This is a genomic window from Pradoshia eiseniae (assembly GCF_002946355.1).
In the GTDB taxonomy this organism is placed as follows: Bacteria; Bacillota; Bacilli; order Bacillales; family Pradoshiaceae; genus Pradoshia; species Pradoshia eiseniae.
Genome location: NZ_PKOZ01000007.1, coordinates 88,665 through 107,065 on the forward strand (window position 1 = coordinate 88,665; position 18,401 = coordinate 107,065).

At 44.2% G+C, this 18,401-nt stretch carries 21 protein-coding genes; 6 read left to right on the top strand and 15 right to left on the bottom strand.

Annotated features, from left to right (window positions below; all coding sequences use genetic code 11):
* Positions 1-114: 114 nt before the first annotated feature.
* The 10 genes from CYL18_RS12620 to CYL18_RS12665 form a co-directional block, all read right to left on the bottom strand.
* A complete protein-coding gene (locus CYL18_RS12620; protein ID WP_104849876.1) occupies positions 115-714 on the bottom strand; it encodes a precorrin-2 dehydrogenase/sirohydrochlorin ferrochelatase family protein in 600 nt (199 codons plus the stop codon).
* On the bottom strand, positions 695-1,447 hold the full coding sequence (locus tag CYL18_RS12625; RefSeq protein ID WP_104849877.1) for a sirohydrochlorin chelatase: 753 nt from the start codon (positions 1,445-1,447) through the stop codon (positions 695-697). Before CYL18_RS12625 ends, CYL18_RS12620 begins: the two co-directional genes overlap by 20 nt.
* 19 nt (positions 1,448-1,466) lie before the next feature.
* Positions 1,467-2,243 carry a uroporphyrinogen-III C-methyltransferase gene (gene cobA / locus CYL18_RS12630; RefSeq protein ID WP_104849878.1) on the bottom strand — a complete coding sequence of 259 codons (777 nt, stop codon included), beginning with the start codon at positions 2,241-2,243 and terminating at the stop codon, positions 1,467-1,469.
* Positions 2,244-2,245: 2 nt separating this feature from the next.
* Complete coding sequence (locus CYL18_RS12635) at positions 2,246-2,464, bottom strand: DUF3906 family protein (protein ID WP_104849879.1); 219 nt, start codon at positions 2,462-2,464, stop codon at positions 2,246-2,248.
* The gene (locus tag CYL18_RS12640) at positions 2,448-4,079 is read right to left on the bottom strand and encodes a nitrite/sulfite reductase (RefSeq protein ID WP_104849880.1); all 1,632 of its coding nucleotides are present in this window, start codon (positions 4,077-4,079) and stop codon (positions 2,448-2,450) included. Before CYL18_RS12640 ends, CYL18_RS12635 begins: the two co-directional genes overlap by 17 nt.
* A 12-nt stretch (positions 4,080-4,091) precedes the next feature.
* On the bottom strand, positions 4,092-4,691 hold the full coding sequence (cysC, locus tag CYL18_RS12645) for an adenylyl-sulfate kinase (RefSeq protein ID WP_104849881.1): 600 nt from the start codon (positions 4,689-4,691) through the stop codon (positions 4,092-4,094).
* A gap of 12 nt (positions 4,692-4,703) precedes the next feature.
* On the bottom strand, positions 4,704-5,849 hold the full coding sequence (sat, locus tag CYL18_RS12650; protein ID WP_104849882.1) for a sulfate adenylyltransferase: 1,146 nt from the start codon (positions 5,847-5,849) through the stop codon (positions 4,704-4,706).
* A gap of 20 nt (positions 5,850-5,869) precedes the next feature.
* Positions 5,870-6,940: an inorganic phosphate transporter gene (locus CYL18_RS12655; protein ID WP_104849883.1), complete on the bottom strand. Its 1,071-nt coding sequence runs from the start codon at positions 6,938-6,940 to the stop codon at positions 5,870-5,872.
* A gap of 14 nt (positions 6,941-6,954) precedes the next feature.
* Positions 6,955-7,662: a phosphoadenylyl-sulfate reductase gene (locus CYL18_RS12660; RefSeq protein ID WP_104849884.1), complete on the bottom strand. Its 708-nt coding sequence runs from the start codon at positions 7,660-7,662 to the stop codon at positions 6,955-6,957.
* 112 nt (positions 7,663-7,774) lie between these two features.
* On the bottom strand, positions 7,775-7,912 hold the full coding sequence (locus tag CYL18_RS12665; RefSeq protein ID WP_104849885.1) for a YezD family protein: 138 nt from the start codon (positions 7,910-7,912) through the stop codon (positions 7,775-7,777).
* A gap of 252 nt (positions 7,913-8,164) precedes the next feature.
* Here CYL18_RS12665 and CYL18_RS12670 point away from each other — a divergent pair, with 252 nt between their 5' ends.
* On the top strand, positions 8,165-9,043 hold the full coding sequence (locus tag CYL18_RS12670) for a cation diffusion facilitator family transporter (RefSeq protein WP_104849886.1): 879 nt from the start codon (positions 8,165-8,167) through the stop codon (positions 9,041-9,043).
* Between the two features lie 89 nt (positions 9,044-9,132).
* On the opposite strand, the gene CYL18_RS12675 is transcribed toward CYL18_RS12670, so the two are convergent.
* Together CYL18_RS12675 and CYL18_RS12680 are read right to left on the bottom strand one after the other, a co-directional pair.
* Positions 9,133-9,735, bottom strand: a complete 603-nt coding sequence (locus tag CYL18_RS12675) for a class I SAM-dependent methyltransferase (RefSeq protein WP_104849887.1) — start codon at positions 9,733-9,735, stop codon at positions 9,133-9,135.
* A gap of 85 nt (positions 9,736-9,820) precedes the next feature.
* On the bottom strand, positions 9,821-10,687 hold the full coding sequence (locus tag CYL18_RS12680; RefSeq protein ID WP_201741279.1) for a glycerophosphodiester phosphodiesterase: 867 nt from the start codon (positions 10,685-10,687) through the stop codon (positions 9,821-9,823).
* A gap of 575 nt (positions 10,688-11,262) precedes the next feature.
* Between CYL18_RS12680 and qoxA the strand changes: the two genes are divergently transcribed.
* From qoxA to qoxD, 4 genes are read left to right on the top strand one after another with little or no spacing between them, the layout of a single operon-like run.
* The gene (gene qoxA / locus CYL18_RS12685; protein WP_104849888.1) at positions 11,263-12,174 is read left to right on the top strand and encodes a cytochrome aa3 quinol oxidase subunit II; all 912 of its coding nucleotides are present in this window, start codon (positions 11,263-11,265) and stop codon (positions 12,172-12,174) included.
* Positions 12,175-12,215: 41 nt separating this feature from the next.
* On the top strand, positions 12,216-14,162 hold the full coding sequence (gene qoxB / locus CYL18_RS12690) for a cytochrome aa3 quinol oxidase subunit I (RefSeq protein ID WP_104849889.1): 1,947 nt from the start codon (positions 12,216-12,218) through the stop codon (positions 14,160-14,162).
* Positions 14,159-14,755 (top strand): cytochrome aa3 quinol oxidase subunit III, encoded by a 597-nt coding sequence (qoxC, locus tag CYL18_RS12695; protein WP_104849890.1) that lies wholly within the window; start codon positions 14,159-14,161, stop codon positions 14,753-14,755. The genes qoxB and qoxC overlap by 4 nt, the downstream gene beginning before the upstream one ends.
* A 1-nt stretch (position 14,756) precedes the next feature.
* The gene (gene qoxD, locus CYL18_RS12700; RefSeq protein WP_104849891.1) at positions 14,757-15,041 is read left to right on the top strand and encodes a cytochrome aa3 quinol oxidase subunit IV; all 285 of its coding nucleotides are present in this window, start codon (positions 14,757-14,759) and stop codon (positions 15,039-15,041) included.
* Positions 15,042-15,070: 29 nt separating this feature from the next.
* Here qoxD and CYL18_RS12705 read toward each other — a convergent pair whose 3' ends face one another.
* Positions 15,071-15,886 carry a uroporphyrinogen-III synthase gene (locus tag CYL18_RS12705; RefSeq protein WP_104849892.1) on the bottom strand — a complete coding sequence of 272 codons (816 nt, stop codon included), beginning with the start codon at positions 15,884-15,886 and terminating at the stop codon, positions 15,071-15,073.
* Positions 15,887-15,913: 27 nt separating this feature from the next.
* Entirely contained in the window at positions 15,914-16,870 is a 957-nt protein-coding gene (locus tag CYL18_RS12710) for a TRM11 family SAM-dependent methyltransferase (RefSeq protein WP_104849893.1), read from the bottom strand.
* Between the two features lie 184 nt (positions 16,871-17,054).
* Here CYL18_RS12710 and CYL18_RS12715 point away from each other — a divergent pair, with 184 nt between their 5' ends.
* The gene (locus CYL18_RS12715; RefSeq protein ID WP_104849894.1) at positions 17,055-17,618 is read left to right on the top strand and encodes a glycerol-3-phosphate responsive antiterminator; all 564 of its coding nucleotides are present in this window, start codon (positions 17,055-17,057) and stop codon (positions 17,616-17,618) included.
* Here the strand turns inward: CYL18_RS12715 and CYL18_RS12720 are convergent.
* Positions 17,613-18,386, bottom strand: coding sequence for an HAD-IIA family hydrolase (locus CYL18_RS12720; protein ID WP_104849895.1), 774 nt, complete (start codon positions 18,384-18,386; stop codon positions 17,613-17,615). The two genes, CYL18_RS12715 and CYL18_RS12720, sit on opposite strands and share 6 nt — an antisense overlap.
* Positions 18,387-18,401 lie beyond the last annotated feature (15 nt).

Here is an 18,401-nt window from a genome sequence, read left to right on the forward strand (position 1 = left end):
TCATCCCCCTAGTATTCTCAAAAAATTCGTTTCCATACAAAAAGGATACGCCACATGCGTATCCTCGTATTCTGCTGATGGATAATATCCTGACCTTCCTTAGTAAGCTTTTTATTAACCCTGACTTAAAAGAATAGCCCTCTGCCTGGCAGCCTCATCCTTATATTCATCAGCTAGAATGTCCCAAAGAATTTGCTGTTTTTCTTCAAAGGGCAAATCAAGCTGCTTAACCTTTTTCCTCATTTCATACAGCCAGGCTGTATAGCCAATCCATGACTCATCAAATTGTTCCTCCAGCTCCCTTTTCAGCTTACGCGTTAATTTCGGACTGGAGCCATTGGAGGTGACCGCAATTTGCAAATGCCCGCGGCGGACCGTGGCAGGGAATGTTACATTGCCTTCACCAGATTCATCCACCACACAAACAAGCTGATTAGGTGGCAGTATATTCACTAATGAGGCATTCACCGTCCTGCTATTTGTTGCAAGGATAACGAGCATAGCTCCACTGAAATCATTTGGCAATGCCTCTCGCTCAATTAATTCATAGTTATACTCTTTGGCTAGTGAGCGAGCCTCCTCAGAAATTTCCGGTGCAATGAAGGTAATGAGGGCCTTTTCTGCAGAGAGGACTTTCGCTTTCCTTGTCGCTATCCTGCCTCCGCCAGCTATGATAACCTTCTTTCCCGACAAATCAATGATAAGCGGCTGCATGATACTCCTCCTTATCCCTCGCTCTATTCTTAATGATATCGATGACCGCCTGATGCTTGCCAAGCGGATTGGCTAAAAGGACGGATTCCCCATTCTTCGTTCTTTTCCGCACCTCTGCTCGCACCTCTGCCAAAAGCAATCCCTCAAACAGCAAATAAGGGACCACAATCACTCTTCCCAAGGTTTTCTCACATATGTTCCTAATCCCATCCTGGAAGGTTGGGGCTGCCGCTGCCAAATAACAGGCTTCTACCTGCGCTAATGCCATTCTTTCCTTCACGCCTTTGACAATGCTCACAAAATTATCTAGAAGACCTGGGTCACTGCTTCCTCTTCCAACGATAAGTACAGAATCAGCGCCATTTACATCAGGAGCCGCATCCCTTATCAGTTCAGCCAACGCATCCAAGAGATCTTCGCGAACGCCAAATGGGTCAGCCATCTCAACAGGGATATTCGGAAACCCCTTTTTTAATGGCTCCAGCGCCTCTGGGATATCTTTTTTAATATGGCCTGCAGACAACAGGAAAATAGGGACAACGCAAATCGACGTAGCCCCTCTTTCCACACATCGAGTGAACCCCTCATCTATGTATGGCTCCGTCAGCTCAAGAAAGCTGAGCTCCTGTACCTCGCACTTCACTTCGCTGATTACACGCTCTATAAACTGTTTGGCCTCATCGGCTCCTTTTTTCGACCTTGTGCCATGGCCAACATACAATATGGCTCTCACGCTGCCCCTCCTCTCCCCTTTAACCGTGGACAACCGGCAAATGCGGTTCAATTTCTTCCTTGAACCAGTTCAGACGATGATGAAGACGAACGACTTCTCCAATGACAATCATGCTTGGGTTGGCAATATTCTCCCGCTGGATATCATCCTTAATAGTCGCCAATGTACCGGTGACCGTTCGCTGCTCTGAATAGGTCCCCCAGTGTACCAAAGCAATTGGAGTGTCAGACGGCTTCCCTGCCTGGATTAAATTTCGAATAATGGACGGCAAGTGGGAAACTCCCATATAAACACAGATTGTATCAACCGCATTCGCTAAGTGTCCCCACTGATGCTCAGCCGCTACATCTCCGGCCTGATGACCGGTTACGAAGGCAAAGCTCTTGCTTAACGTACGATGTGTCACTGGAATACCGGCGTAGGCAGATGCGGCGATTCCGGACGTGATGCCAGGAACAATTTCAAATGGAACATCATGCTTCACGCATTCTTCCGCCTCCTCGCCACCTCGCCCGAAAACAAAGGGATCTCCCCCCTTCAGCCTAACAACATTCAGCCCGCGCTTTGCATACTTCACCAGGAAATGATTGATGGTCTCCTGTTTCATCGTATGGTAATGCGGCAGCTTCCCGCAGTAGACAAGCTGGGCATCCTCCTTTGCCTGCTTCAGCAGTTCAGGATTTACAAGGCGGTCGTAAAGAATGACATCTGCTTGCTGCAGGCAGCGCATCCCTTTCACCGTGATTAAATCGGGGTCACCCGGTCCCGCTCCGACTAAGTATACTTTACCTGCCATCCTTACCACCCTCTCTCATCTTCATCAAGGATAAAACCCGTATTTTTGCCTATCCGCTTCTTCTCCCGTAATGTCACATCAACAATCTCTGGCATATGCAAATAAAATTTCTCAAGCTCCACATCCAGATGCTTAAAGGCTTCCTCATCATTAGCCGCAGCAATGATGGCCATGACATCTTTCTCTTTTAAACAAACTTCAAATCTATACAGAAACGCCATGTGAACCAAGCCCTAAAATGGAATCAAGCGCCTCTTGAATAGCTGTTAATCCAACTCGATGCTTAAAGTCATAGAATGATTCGCCAGCATACTTTTCTTCTTTAAAATACGTTAACAGCTGCAAGAGAACACCTGTTAAATCCTCAGCCGGGATTTTTCCTTTCAGCTTCTCATTGAATTCTCCGCCTGCATTCAATGTTCCGCCGACATAGATTTCATAGGCCTCAACCATCTCTTTATTAGCATTTCTCACCTTCATCCCTTGCAGGCCGATATCCGCTATTTGGCGCTGTCCGCAGGAATTCGGGCAGCCTACCATATGCATACGAACAGGAACATCCAATAGAATTTTTTCATCAAGCTCGAGGGCGATGGAACGCATCCGTTCCTTTGTCTCCACTAATGCGAGATTGCAATATTCAATCCCTGTGCAGGAAACTGCATGACCGATAAACGAATTCGGCTTGATTGTAATTCGCTCGAAGATTGGCTCTGCTAATAACGCCTCCACATGCTCTGCTGGCACATTTGGAATAATGAGATTTTGCGAGTTACAAGTCCTGATTTCCCCATTGCCGTATTTGTCTGAGATTCTCGCAAGCTCAAATACTTCATCCGCATCAAGACGCCCCACCGGCACGTTAAAGCCCAAAAACTTCAAACCCTCTTGCTTTTGGTCATGCACGCCATAAAAATATCCGGCATTCCATTCTCCAACAGGCTCCTCTCCGCGAGTTGGCAGCGGACCCGTATATTCCTGGATCTTGGCAAGGAACTTCTCCGTTCCCCAATCCGCCATCAGGAATTTCAGCCGAGCTAAATGACGTTTTTCCCGATAGCCGTAATCACGGAAAATCGTCGTGACCGCAACAGCCACTTCCAATGTTCGCTCAGGCTCAATGAAGGCATCAAGCGTTTGTGCAAGGAAAGGACGGGCAGACAATCCGCCTCCAATTTTCAAGTGGAAGCCTTGCTTCTCCACGCCGTCAAGCACCTTAACGGCAGGAGTGAAGGAGATGCAGTTGATTTCAGCATTTGATGCATTATGCAAATTCGTACTGATGGACATTTTATATTTCCGCGGCAAATTAGAGAAATCCTCATTGTTCTGGAAGAAATCAAACACTTCCTTAACGATTCCTGATGTATCAAAGAGCTCATTCGGGTCGATGCCCGCAATCGGATTGCCGACAATATTCCTTGTGATGTCTCCGCAGGCGCCCACACTTGATAGACCGACTGCTTCCAGACGGTTGAAAATATCCGGAATTTCTCCAATCTCCAGCCAATGAAATTGAACCGCCTGGCGTGTCGTGATATCAAATACGCCCCGTCCATAATCGCGGGCAATGCCAGCGAGCGCCTCAACCTGGTCTTTCGACAGAATCCCTGATGGCACATTTACTCGCATCATGAAATACCCATCTTCCTTTGGGCGCTGCAGATATAACCCTGCCCATTTAAATAGATCCCATTGATCCTTTGGGATAGAAGCAAAACCATTCTTTGCATACTCCGGTATATCGTCCAAGATGCGAAGGCCATCCTTTTCAAGCTTCGTCTTTTCCGTTTTATTCACTTTCTCGTTATTCTCCCAAAACTTATCGTAAGCCATCTATAAGCCCCCTTAAATCATATTCTTTGAAACTAAGTAATCAGCGATTTCCTTCACTGCTTCCTCTATCGTTACCTTATGAGACTGTATCGTTAATTCTGGCTCCAGCGGGTTCTCATAGGGGGAATCAATCCCGGTGAAATCCTTGATTTCCCCTCTGCGCGCCTTCGCATACAAGTGCTTTGGATCTCTTCGCTCACACTCATCAATTGGACAATCAACGAAAATCTCAACGAACTCGCCTTCATCAAACAGGGAGCGGACTTGATTACGGTCTGAACGAAACGGCGAAATAAAGGCTGTCGTCACAATCGTGCCGCTATCAACAAATAGCTTAGCGACCTCACCGATACGACGAATATTTTCCGCCCGGTCTTCATCTGAAAATCCAAGGTCTTTATTCAGTCCATGCCGGATGTTATCGCCATCAAGTACATACTCACTGATTCCTTGCTCATATAAATAGCTCGAAAACGCATTGGCAATGGTCGATTTACCGGATCCAGAAAGTCCTGTGAACCAAAGAACACAGCTTCCGTGGCCGTTTTGCGCTCGCCGTTCACCCTTTGTAATGGCCGTTTCATGCCATGTAATATTCGTTGCCTTTTTCACGATTGCCCCTCCTCACACCTGTTCTTTTTCCTTCAATCCTTCAATCAGAACCTCAACCACTTCCTTGCGGCTAAAGGTTGACGGCGGCAGTTCCCCATTTCGCAGCAGCTCCCTTACCTTTGTTCCAGAAAGAATCACGCGATCCTCCTTTTGATGCGGACAAGTCTTGTCAGAAGCCATCCCCCCGCATTTCAGGCAATAAAAGCTATGTTCAAAAAATAGCGGCTTGATTCCCAGCTCTTCTTCTGTAAACTCACTAAATATATATTGGGCATCATAGGTCCCATAATAATCGCCAACCCCCGCATGATCGCGTCCGACAATAAAGTGGGTGCAGCCAAAGTTCTTGCGGGCTATCGCATGGAAAATCGCTTCTCGTGGTCCCGCATATCTCATCGCAGCCGGATACACTCCTAGCTGCACCCGCTCTCTCGGGTAATAATGATCCAATAGCACGCGGTAGCTTTTCAAGCGCACATCTGCTGGAATATCATCTGCCTTTGTTTCCCCGACAAGCGGATTCAAAAACAGCCCATCCACCGTTTCCAGCGCAGCTTTTTGGATATATTCATGGGCACGGTGGACAGGATTTCTCGTTTGGAATCCGACCACTGACTTCCAGCCCTTCTCCTCAAATAAAGCACGCGTCTCTTTCGGCTCGAACCATACATCCTCTGCCACACCCTTATCAGATTTTTTGATAAGGATTATATCGCCGCCTACGTAATAATTTCCGCGCTCATAGAGTCTCTTCACGCCAGGATGTGCCTCTTCCTCAGTCTTGTATACCTTCCTTGCCTCTTTAGACAAATTGGGTTCATACACATCTGAAACCGTGATGACTCCAACCGTTTCACCGCCATACTGCAGCCTTGCCTGCTCGCCACCCTCTAAGCTGGAAGCAATCTTCTCTGACACTGGGAGTGTGACAGGCACGCTCCACACGATCCCATTCGATAGCCTCATGGACTCTACGACAGATTCATAATCTGCCTTGCCCAAAAATCCAGTCAGGGGACTGAACAGGCCGATGCCAATGAGCTCAAGGTCACTGTATGCAACGGCATCAAGCGGGATTGTTTTATTAATGGCTGTTACATCATAATTCGGTTCATAGGCAGAGACTAAAACTCCGCCATGCGGTTTTGGTAGTGACATGTCTATCATCCCTCTTTCATTTAGTTCTGCTTCGAGAGCATTACCTCTCTTGATTCATCAGGTTTCTTCTTCATCAAATACTTCACGCCAAAAACGGAAATCAATAAGCCAGCCATCACAACAATCGGATATATATTGTGCTCAATCAGCAATTGGATCAAAGTAAAGCAAAGCACCATCGAAAGCACCGGAGATACAATCCAGACAGCGAGCAGTCTTATAACGATGTCCTTCTTTAAAACGGACATCCCCTGCTTGGCGAATCCAATGCCAATAATCGATGATGTCGTAATCTGCACCAACGGGACAGGAATGCCGAAGATGGAGGCCGCCATCACGAGTCCTGCTCCAGTTCCAGAGATGATGCAGCCCTCCTCTATCCTCAATTCCGTAATTTTCTTCCCATTCGTTTCAAGAACCCCCCTGCCAAGCAGGAGGGCACCAATGGCGACAAATAAACCTCCCCAGAAAATACCTGACTGAGTAGTAAGGATATCTGCCCCAACGAGGGGACCGACTGCATTGGCCACATTATTCATTCCGGCAGAAAAGGCTTCAAATATCCCCATGATGACCACTAATACGGCTAGGACTGGTTTCGCCTTTTTTGAACGGACCCAATTCTTCACAGCAGGCCATTTCAGGAACTTTCCTGCCAAGACAGCAACGGCAAAGGCCACTAGAGGCGTTAAAATCCAAAACATGAATATCCAAGCAAATTGCGCCACATATAGACTTTGATAGACAATGCCCGCTCCCACGATGGACCCCACTGTCACTTCACTCGTTGAGAGGGGAATTGCCAAAATATTAGCAAGGAACAGAGACAGGGCTGCCGATGCAAGCACAATCAGCGCAATTGAGATGGTGAACGTTTCTTTCGGGACAATGCCATTACCGAGCGTTTTGACTACCTCTCCCCCGCCAAGCCAAGCCCCAAGAAAAACGGCAATTCCGCATAAGCTTAAGGCAATGATGGGTTTCTTGATGACGCCCGATCCATATGAAATGCCCATTGATGCCGCGGCCCCGCTCGCACCGATATTCATTGCAAAGAACAATCCAACTGCCACGGCTATAATCATCAGCATTTTTTAGTCCTCCTTCACTCTGTATGCAACCCGCATTCCGTTTTGCCTGTTCCGCTCCAGCGGCCCGCACGGCTATCAGCACCAACAGCTACAGCTTGTGTGCATGGGAAGCAGCCGATACTTGGATACCCCTGATCATGCAGGCTGTTATATGGGAGATTCCGCTCATGGATATAGTTCCATACTTCATCCCATGTCCAGTGGATTAACGGACAAATCTTAATGTTGTTGAACTTCCTATCCTCATTAAAGAAATCCGTATTGGCCCTTGAGAGCGATTGGTCTCTCCTTAAGCCAGAAATCCACGCATCCATTGGCGTTAAGGCTTCCCTTAAAGGAATGACCTTTCGAATCTCACAGCATTTATTCGGATCCCTTTTCCAAAGAGCTGACCCGTATTGCTCCCGCTGCTCATCCAGTGTCAGATCAGGAAGCTTCCTCTCAATCTTCAAATCTTTATATCTCGCTTCAATCCTATCGATGACCTCATACGTTTCCGGAAAATGAAGGCCCGTATCTAAAAAGACAATGGAAGCATCCGGCTTCACCTGGCTAATCAAATCAATTAACACAATCGCCTCCGCCCCAAAGCTTGAAGCGTAAATGATTTTCTCTTCATGAAAATGCTTAAACGACCACTCAAGAACCACCTTTGCCCCTTTTGTTTCATCATGTATATTGAATGACTCCGACTTCTCGTGCCATTGATTGGTTTTCTCCATGAAGCCTATAGCCCCTTTCTGCTAAGCTCTCCCTCTGACTACGCAAAAGAGGCAGTCTTCCCCTGTATATAACAAGAAAAGACTGCCTCTAGTTTGTCTAGTCAGCAAGCTCCTATTTAGGTTTATTAATTGATGTTGGTTGAAGGCGAACCTTCTCATTCTTTTCTATTTGAATAACCTTTCCATCTTGAACCACCAATGTGATTGACCCAAATTTAATCGTAGTCAGCATTTGCTCCAAATGAGTCATTACCTCCTGAAGATCAGACGGTTTCAGACGGTTCGCCTCCCCTCATGTTTTCCCTCTCAAAGCCATACAGATACCATATAGAAGTTATTGGAATTAATCCTACCATACCCATATGATTTGTCAATATTAATTCTAGAATTTTTTGAAAATGGGCAGTGAATCCTATATTTTCATACAAAACTTTTAATTTCTTTTCAACAGCTATTATAGTAAAATTGATAAGCGTGATTTTTATCAAAGAGGGTGACAAACATGGATTCACAGCAATATTCGAATTTGAAAATGGGTGAAAAAGGAGCCATCTTGAGCATTGTCACCTATTTGTTCCTTTCAGGAATGAAGCTATTAATAGGAATTTTGACTGGTTCAGAGGCGCTATACGCCGATGGTCTTAACAATTCGACCGATATTATTGCTTCCATCGCTGTTCTAATCGGCTTAAAGCTTTCCCAGCGTCCGCCTGACAGCGACCATGGCTACGGACATTGGAAAAGCGAAACGATTGCCTCACTGATTGCCTCGCTCATCATGATGGTCGTCGGGATTCAAGTTCTCCTGAACGGATTTGGCTCCATGTTTGAAGGTCATGAGGAAGCTCCAGATATACTAGCCGCTTATGTCGGTATTTTTTCCTTCATCATAATGTATCTCGTTTATCGATATAATAAGCACCTTGCTGAGAAGATCAATAGCCAATCAGTTATGGCAGCCGCGAAGGATAATCTTTCCGATGCCTGGGTCAGTATTGGCACATCAGCAGGTATTTTCGGTTCCCAGCTTGGCATGCCTTGGCTAGACACCGTAACAGCCCTCCTTGTCGGTCTATTGATATGTAAAACAGCCTGGGACATTTTCCGCGAAGCATCCCACCATCTATCCGATGGTTTTGACGAAGAGAAGATTGCCCTTTATGAGAAGTCCATCATGGAGCTGGAAGACGTGAGAGGTGTCAAAGAAATCAAGGGACGCAATTACGGGAATAATGAAGTCATTGATATCGTCATCTATGTTAACTCGTCACTTAATATACAAGAAGCACATGATATCGCCACTTTAGTCGAGAAGGAACTTACCAAGAAGTTTGGTGTCTATAATGTACATGTGCACGTTGAACCTTATACGGTAGATTAAACAATACACCGCCCCTGTCCATTGACAGGGGCGGTTTTTAAATTTGGTACATCATCAGTCACCATACATAACTGCTGCCTCAGCTCAAATCATTCCCAGCTATTCTGCGGCAAGCGATAGATTAAAAATCGGTCGAATGGATCTTGTGCCTTAATGATTATCTCCTGAACCCATTCAAAGGGCGTTTCATGCTCCAAATAAAAGATATAATCCTCTGAAGGATAATAAAGAATAATATCCGCCGGGCGGCTATATTCCTCGACCGAATCGAGAATCCGATTCACGACCTTCCTGAATATCTGGACATTAAACGGATTAAAGAAGTAGAAGCGATTGTGGCCAGGCTGTATGTTGAACTCCTCAGCCAGGCAGCAATAGAAATGAATTTTTTCACTCCGATACTTCGCATAATCCGCCAGGTTCATCATTGCCTCATTATAAAAGACCTCATTCATCTCCACTCCCGAGACGGCAGCTTGAAAGAAATAATGAATATAAAAATTCAATCGTCCCTTGCCGCAGCCAAAATCCACAACATGATCCCTTCGGTTAAGGCTGTAGGATGCAAATAATTTTTCCAGTGCCGCATATGGTGTAGGTTCATAGCGATTATAGGAAAGGGTAGACGGATGACCTTGCTGGTCTCCCCTAGTTTTGATCCGCATTAATTCGTCATAGTATTTCTCTTTCATGAAAAACCTCAGTCCATTTACGTTTTTCCTTATCTTAATCGTATTATGGCTTGAAATAAAGGGAATCAGACAAAAAAGAAGAGGGTTACTCCCCCTTCCTCAATTCCTTCTTCAATTGATGCAAAATATCCGGATGATTCGTAAACATACCGGTCACGCCCCAATCAATTAAGGTTTTCATTCTTTCCTTTGTATTGACTGTGTATGGATGGATGTCCAAGCCGTTTTGAACTACCTTTTGTACATAGACCTCATTTAAATACGTATGATTAGGACCAATGCCAACTGCATAGCTCTTAATATAGTCAATTTCTTCATCCGTGATAGTCGCGGTTTCTTTGTAGGAGATTAGCTGTACAAGCTTTAAGGTTGGATCTAAGGAGTGGAGCTTCAAGAGGCTGTCTGGGCTGAAAGATTGAAGGAGCAATGTTTTCTTATTTATTTTATATTTATTAATTATGCGCAGTAATTCTTCCTCCATGCCTGGATAAACATCAGGAGATTTTGTTTCAATATAGTATTTTTTATTTTTGCCTAGCTTTTTAAAGACTTCTTCCAGTGTCGGAACTTTCAAGCCTTCATATTCTTCCTTAGCGTATTCTGGATACTTCTCATTGAACCAGCTGCCCGCATCCAGCTGCTTGATTTCTTGTAAGGTATGGTCTTTTACCAGCCCAGTTCCATTAGTGGTCCGGTCAAGTGTTTCGTCATGCATAGCAATCAATGTCCCATCCTTTGTCATTTGAAGATCAATTTCGATATAGTCCCCATGCATTTTGTCCCCCAGCTTATAGGACGCTATTGTATGTTCCGGAGCATATGCCGAAGCTCCCCTGTGAGCGACATTGGTCACCTTTTGAGGTTTATGCTTTTCCGGAGCAGCATTCACTGATGTTATCGTGCCAACGAAGAAGAAAGCGCTTGCAATCAATAAAACAACAAATTTCTTCAAACTTATCCATCCCCTTCAATCGATAATAGACTTCTAATCTAGTATATAGTGCTTCCATTCTATTTACCTGAGTATTTCCTACATATTTCCCCCTTGTATTATAGCTAATAATTGACCTTTTCTCCTGATTATATAGGACTACATATATCCTATTTACTTTATCAATATATCATCTTACCTATAATCGGCAAACTCGATGGTTAACACTGTCAATGACAGGATAACCGAAAGAGTTAATCATCCTGCGGTAGGAAAAACCCTGCTCAATTATTTATTCGAGCATTAGTCAACAACTGATAACAAAAGGGATTATTCACCATTTCGCCACATTTATTACAGAAAAAACCATTAATATAATTTAATGTTAATTAGTTCACATCTTTGTCAAATATGCTAAAAACATTTGCATTTTCAGATTCATATATTTGTAATTTCGTCAAACACTTATTATATTGAAAATCGGGGTATGGTAAAAGCTACATAATATGGTTGGTTTATTCAAAACAGCTGTTATTCTTTTTCTGCTCCAACTTATATTTCTAGCTAACTTAAACTACTTACGGAAGGGGAACATTATGAACAAAAAGTTAGGACTTTTAGGGTCCATGCTGACATCAATTCTTCTGTTAGCCGGATGTGACTGGGTTGTGTTCGATCCAAACGGACCAGTAGCCAAAACTCAATCAGATACGATTATCTTCTCCATGCTGATGCTGGCTGGCGTTATGGTTGTTGTTTATGTGCTGTATATCTTCATATTAGTGAAATATAGAGCTTCCAAAGCTCCTAAAGATTACGTGCCTCCGCATATCCAAGGCAGTCATACACTTGAAATTATATGGACAGCCATTCCGATTATTATTGTCTCTATTCTTGGCTACGTGACGGTCGTATCCACTTTTGAGGTTGAGAGCAAACCAAAAGGCTATGAAGATCAAGAACCTCTCGTCATTTATGCTTCTTCTTCGAACTGGAAATGGCATTTCAGCTATCCTGAGCAGGATATTGAAACCGTAAACTATGTCAATATCCCAACTGATAGAGTCGTAGAGTTCCGCTTATATTCTTACGGACCAATCACCAGCTTCTGGATTCCGCAATTGGGCGGCCAAAAATATGCCATGTCTGACATGGTCACAAAGCTTAATTTCGTAGCAGATAACGAAATGTCCATGATGGGCCGAAATTCCAACTTCAGCGGCCAAGGGACTGCACATATGGAATTCGAAGCGCTCTCCATGTCTAATGAAGAGTTTGATGAATGGGTTGAGCAAGTTCAAGCAAATGAGCCTGAGCTGACAGAAAAGAAATTTGACGAGCTCCTAGATACAGCTTACGTTGGCCGTCAAAGCTATTCTTCCACTCACCTGGAATTCAGCCCGCCGCCAGAAGGACATAACCATGGCGCTAAAGAAGCTCCATCAAACGAAGATCCTGATCAGGAAAACCAATTTGATAAGGAATCTGAGAATCACGGAAACCACTAGAATTAACACTTTGAGCTTGATATGAAAGGAGCTAGACAAACGTGAAATGGGATGAATTTTTCGTTCTTGGTGACCCGATGATTTACGGAGCCATGGTCAGCATTGTTGCTGCATCGATGGCCATCGTTGTGGGTCTGACCTATTTTAAGAAATGGCGTTGGCTTAGAGATGAATGGCTGACGACCGTTGACCATAAACGTATCGGGATTATGTATATCATTTGTGCCCTCTTGATGTTATTCCGCGGAGGGGTAGACGGCTTGCTGATGCGCGGACAGCTTGCGATGCCGGAAAACGGCTTCCTTGATGCCCAGCATTATAATGAAATTTTCACGACACACGGCGTAATCATGATTCTATTCATGGCGATGCCATTTATCATTGGTTTAATGAATATTGTTATCCCGCTTCAAATCGGAGCCCGTGATGTGGCATTCCCATATTTGAACGCGGTCAGCTTCTGGTTATTCTTTGCCGGAGCCATGCTATTCAATATTTCATTCGTTATTGGAGGTTCTCCTGATGCCGGATGGTCAGCCTACTTCCCGCTGGCAAGTACGGAATTCAGTCCATCAGTCGGTAACAACTATTACGCAATCGCTATTCAGATTGCCGGGATTGGTACATTGATGACCGGAATTAACTTCATCGTCACCATCCTTAAAATGCGTGCACCTGGCATGACTCTTTTAAAAATGCCTATGTTCACTTGGTCAATCCTAATCACCAACGTTATCATCGTTTTTGCCTTCCCTGTCTTAACAGTGGCACTTGCGTTAATGACATTTGACCGTCTATTTGGAACACATTTCTTCTCAATGACTGACGGCGGTATGGATATGCTTTGGGCCAACCTGTTCTGGGTTTGGGGACATCCTGAGGTTTATATCGTTATCCTGCCTGCATTTGGTATATTCAGTGAAGTTATTTCAACCTTCTCTAAGAAGAATTTGTTTGGCTATAAATCGATGGTTGCAAGTATGGTGGCAATCTCAGCACTATCTTTCCTAGTTTGGGTCCATCACTTCTACACAATGGGCCAAGGAGCACTCTCTAACAGCTTTTTCTCCATAACAACTATGCTGATTGCCGTTCCAACTGGGGTTAAAATCTTTAACTGGCTCCTGACAATGTACAAAGGAAAAATTCAATTTACGACGCCAATGATGTATGCGCTTGGATTCATTCCAATCTTCACATTCGGCGGCATTACAGGCGTCATGCTTGCGATGGCAAGTGCGGATTATCAATACCATAACACGATGTTCCTTGTTGCCCACTTCCACTATGTATTGATTCCTGGTACCGTCTTCGGTGTTCTTGCCGGTTTCTATTACTGGTGGCCAAAGATTTTCGGTTTCATGCTTGACGATAAACAAGGAAAGCGTGCATTTTGGTGGATTGCCATCTCCTTTAACGTGACTTTCTTACCGCTATTCGCGCTTGGTCTTAAAGGAATGACACGCCGTACGTACACGTACTCTGAGGAAAGCGGCTTCGGCCCATTGAACTTGCTTGCCTCCATCGGTTCTGTCGGTTTAGCAATCGGGTTCATTTTGCTGGTTTACAACATTTACTGGAGCTTCCGCTATGCACCGCGCTTAAATGGCAATAATGATCCATGGGATGCGCGGACATTGGAATGGGCTACTCATACACCTGTTCCTGCCTATAACTTTGCTATCACACCTGAAGTAAGCTCTGTTGATACTTTATGGGATGAAAAACTGGGCAAACATAAGATTTTTAAAGGCAAACTTGAAGAAATTCATATGCCTAACTCAAGCTTTATGCCATTCTGGATGGCAGTTGCCTTCTTCTTCTGGGGATTCTTTATGGTATTCAGCTGGTGGATTCCAGCCATTATTGCTGCGATTCCAATCTTCTACTTGCTGTTTGCGCGTTCATTCAGCAATGACCATGGGTTCCATATCTCTGCTAAAGAATTAGAGGAAGAAGAAAAGAAATTGCGAGGTGAAACAAAATGAAGCTAGATGCCTCACAACCATTAGAATATAGAACAGAGGAGAATCAGCTGAAAATCTTAGGATTCTGGATTTTCCTAGGAGCCGAAATTGTTCTCTTCGCCACCCTATTTACCGTCTATTTCGTTTTGGAAAATGGAACTGGTAATGGTCCGACTGGAAAGGATATCTTCCAAATCTCCGGCGTACTTTGGGAAACCTTTATCTTATTATCTTCAAGCTTCACGATTGGCATCGCGATTCATGCGATGCGCATGGGCATGAAGAAGGCCATGATGACGATGATGACCATCACCCTATTGCTTGGTCTAGCCTTCCTTGGCATTGAGATCTATGAGTTCTTCCATTATGTGCATGCAGGTGCAGCCATCACGACAAGCGGGTTCACTTCTGCATTATTGACCTTGCTTGGAACCCACGGAGCTCACGTAACATTTGGTCTGTTCTGGGGACTTGCAATCTTGCTTCAGGTGAAAAAGCATGGCCTTAATACTCATACAGCCAATAAATCCTTTATCTTCTCACTTTATTGGCATTTCTTAGACGTCGTTTGGATCTTCATCTTCAGCTTCGTCTACTTGAAAGGACTGATGTAATATGGCAAAGTTATTTCCTAAAGAGCATATTATCGGCTTCTTATCATCAATCGCTCTGACGATAGCTGCATTAATGGTTCTATACCTTGATGTATCCTTCGCAGTCAAAATGACAATCTTGCTCGTTACAGCCGGACTTCAAGCCAGCCTGCAGCTTATCCTGTTCATGCATATTGGCGAGTCTAAGGAAAAAGGCACATTGTATACGAATATCATTTATGCCTTATTCGTTGCTGTTGTAACGATTTTCGGATCCCTATTCGTATTAGTATGGGACTGGTATTAATCAATATAAAAGGACATCTGAGACTTTGCTCAGATGTCCTTTTTGCTATGATAATAGTTTCCCAACTCGACGATGGCACTGCCCATTCGTTCATTTTCAGGGAAAATAACTCTCTCAATGCCTGCTTCCCGTAAGGCTTGGGCAGTTACCTTTCCTACTGCAAGCGCAATCACCCGACCTTCAAAAGCTTGCATCAGATCATCCAAACAACCCTTCACTTCTGCATACGCAATGAGATGGCGTACTTGCGGTGTGCTCGTGAAAAAAGCGGCATCAACCTTATCGCCAAGCAGTTCACTAAGCAATTGCTCCATCACTTCCTTTTCTGGCGGTGTGTGAATATAAGGCAAAATTTCTTTATAATGAGCCTGCTCCTCATCAAGCCACTCAATTAAAAGCGGCGCCGGATCTCCATGTAGCTGCAAGGCTACCTTACAGCCTTTCAAGGGATACTCCTTCATCATTCGCACCAGGCCTTTTGTACTGCCATCATCATCGCGGACAACCACAGTGAGACCGAGCTTTTTTAGCATATTGACTGTCTTATAGCCTCTGGCTGCGATTTTCATGTTTTTTAAAGCTGCAATGAAAGCTTCTCCTTCTCCAAGGTCACAAGCAGCTTTATATAAAGTATCTAGTCCAATCCCCGTTGTGAAGATGCCCCAATCATACTGATGTTCGAGTATTCGATAGATATCATCCTTTAGCTGGGATTGGTCGAGATAGACCGTCCCTTGAGCTGGACGAATATGCGGCTCACCCCCAAGATTGCGGATGACTGTACTCATTTCCTCCAGTTTTCTAGACCCCAATATTGCTATTGTTTTTCCCTCTAGCTTCTTCAAATCCCATCCCCCATTCACTTTAACCTTTCATTCATTCTTTGACTGAATAAATGAACTCTCACATAAGAGAATCTCTCGTGTAAACCCTGGCTTTTTCGCCTCACAACGATCCTTAATAATCAGTCCGGACTGCTCAATCATCGCATCAATCGGCTCACCGCTCACGACTACTATTCGATCTGCAATTCGGTTGGCATGGCTTAATATCGAGAGTTGTTCCACAGGTGAAGCCGTATGGCATAGATTATAAGGCAAATCAATAATGGCTGAATCATAATGCTCAGTCACTTCCTCAATAGCTCCTCTAACCACTTCACATTCATACCCAAAATGAGCGATATTCTCTCTTGCCCCAATCGCTGGCAATGGTTTGATATCCCTGCCCGTTATATTAATCCCCATCGATAGCGCCTCAACTAGGACATTCCCTATTCCGCAGCATGGGTCAATCGCTCTAATACCTTCTATTTCCGGGATGGCAATATTCACAACTGCCCTTGCCATCCTTGTGCTGAGAGCTGTTGAATATTCCCTAGGTTTTTGCTGATGCTTTAGCCAAACCGCCTCCCCCTTCTTATAGCGCCCAAAATACCAGCGCCCTCTATATGGAATGACCGCAAATACATACTTTGGATGGTCCAATTCAGCTATACCGTTAACGGAAAGACCAATCTCCCTTTCAATCTTCCGCCTTTCTTTGAAGGAGAGCTTTACATCGAGGTCATTATCTTTAATGAGATGGACTTTGAATGTTTCCTCTCCAAGGTCCACATTCGCCACTTGCTCAACTATTGATTGATAGGTCTCTCCCTCAAACATAACCTCAATTCGCTCTCGGATAAACGGGCTTCTATCCGGTTCAATTCTCTCCGTGCTCATCATGAGATAAGGACCAGCATTACGTCCAAACAAGGCTCTCATCTCCATTTGGCAGAGCGGCTCTTCCTCCTGACTGCATGCATACGTATATAGATAAGTTATCAAATGTCTATCCGCCTTTTCATTGTCATAAAAAAGCCTCTATAGCTAAATCACTTATAGAGGCTATTTTTATTCTATTGTACCAAATTTCTTCTCTATCTAATTCTATTTGCTGGAATATCTATGCAATCTATACTAAGAGCAGATATGTGTTAAAATTTACAAAAACAACATTGGGGGCAAAACAATGAAAATAGTAGATATGGTTGAGTCACAATTAATTGCCAGTATTAAAGAGGAAAAAGATATCCAAAAGGCCATAGACAGCCGAGCGAATATTGCCTTTTTATTAACTGGCAATCTCATGAATATACCAGATATGATTTTAGAGCTGAAGTCAAATGGCATGTATGTATTCATCCATCTCGATTTCATTGAGGGACTATCCAATACGAAAAGCGCTCTTCAATTTATTGCGAAGGCCTGGAAGCCAACAGGCATCATCACAACCAAAAGCAATGTTGTTAAATTAGCGAGGGAAGAAGGCCTGATGACCATCCAGCGCATTTTCTTAATAGACCGTGCTGCCGTGCAAAAAGGGATCGAGAACATTCGCTCCTGCAAGCCGGATGCAGTTGAAGTTTTACCTGGATTAATGCCCAAAATCATTGATGACCTCTCTCGTAAAATCAAGCTGCCGCTCATTGTCGGAGGATTAATCAGCGAGGAGGCTGAAATATTATCCGCTCTCAAGGCGGGTGCGCTGGCTGTCTCTTCTGGAAATCCCGCCATGTGGCATTTTGATTTATAAAGCTGGAACATGTTTAATGCTATCAACGATATAGGACGGCGTATAGGATGTGCTAGCCAGCATTTCTCTCGTTGTGATACCGGTCAAAACGAGCACTGATTTCAATCCGAATTCATTCCCCATCTTAATATCTGTTTCAAGCCGGTCACCAATCATATAGCAATCAGCAGGATTCATCATCAAGACGTCTGTTACGACGAATTCCGCCATGAGCCGGGACGGCTTTCCAGTGATAGAATCAATAGGCTGTCCTGTGGCTCCTTCAAGGGCGCCAATCATGGCACCGCAATCCGGGATTTCTCCGCCATCCACTGGACAGGTTCGGTCCGGATTCGTTGCAATGATTTTCGCTTTATTCAACCAAGCTTGATAGGCTTTGTTAATTTTCTCATAGGTGAAATTCCGGTCCCAGCCAACGACAACATAACAGGCCTCTTTTTCATCCTCTGTTATTCGAATCCCCATTTCGGTGAGTTCATCAATTAAAGGCTGTTCACCAATAACGAGCACGGCCTCTTTTTCATTTAACCTTTCCTGCAAATACTTGGCTGTAATATAGTTAGAATTAATCACTTGATTGAGCTCGACAGGGATTCCCAGCTCCCGTAATTTCTCTACGTATTGCATTCTTGTAGCAATCGATTTATTCGTCAAAAAAACAACTTGATCCCCGCGATTTTGCAGCTCAGTTATGGCCTCTTTCGCTCCCTCAATCAATTTATCATCCAGATAAACTGTACCATCCAAATCAAAAATATACCCTCTCATCCTTCTCCTCCAGAT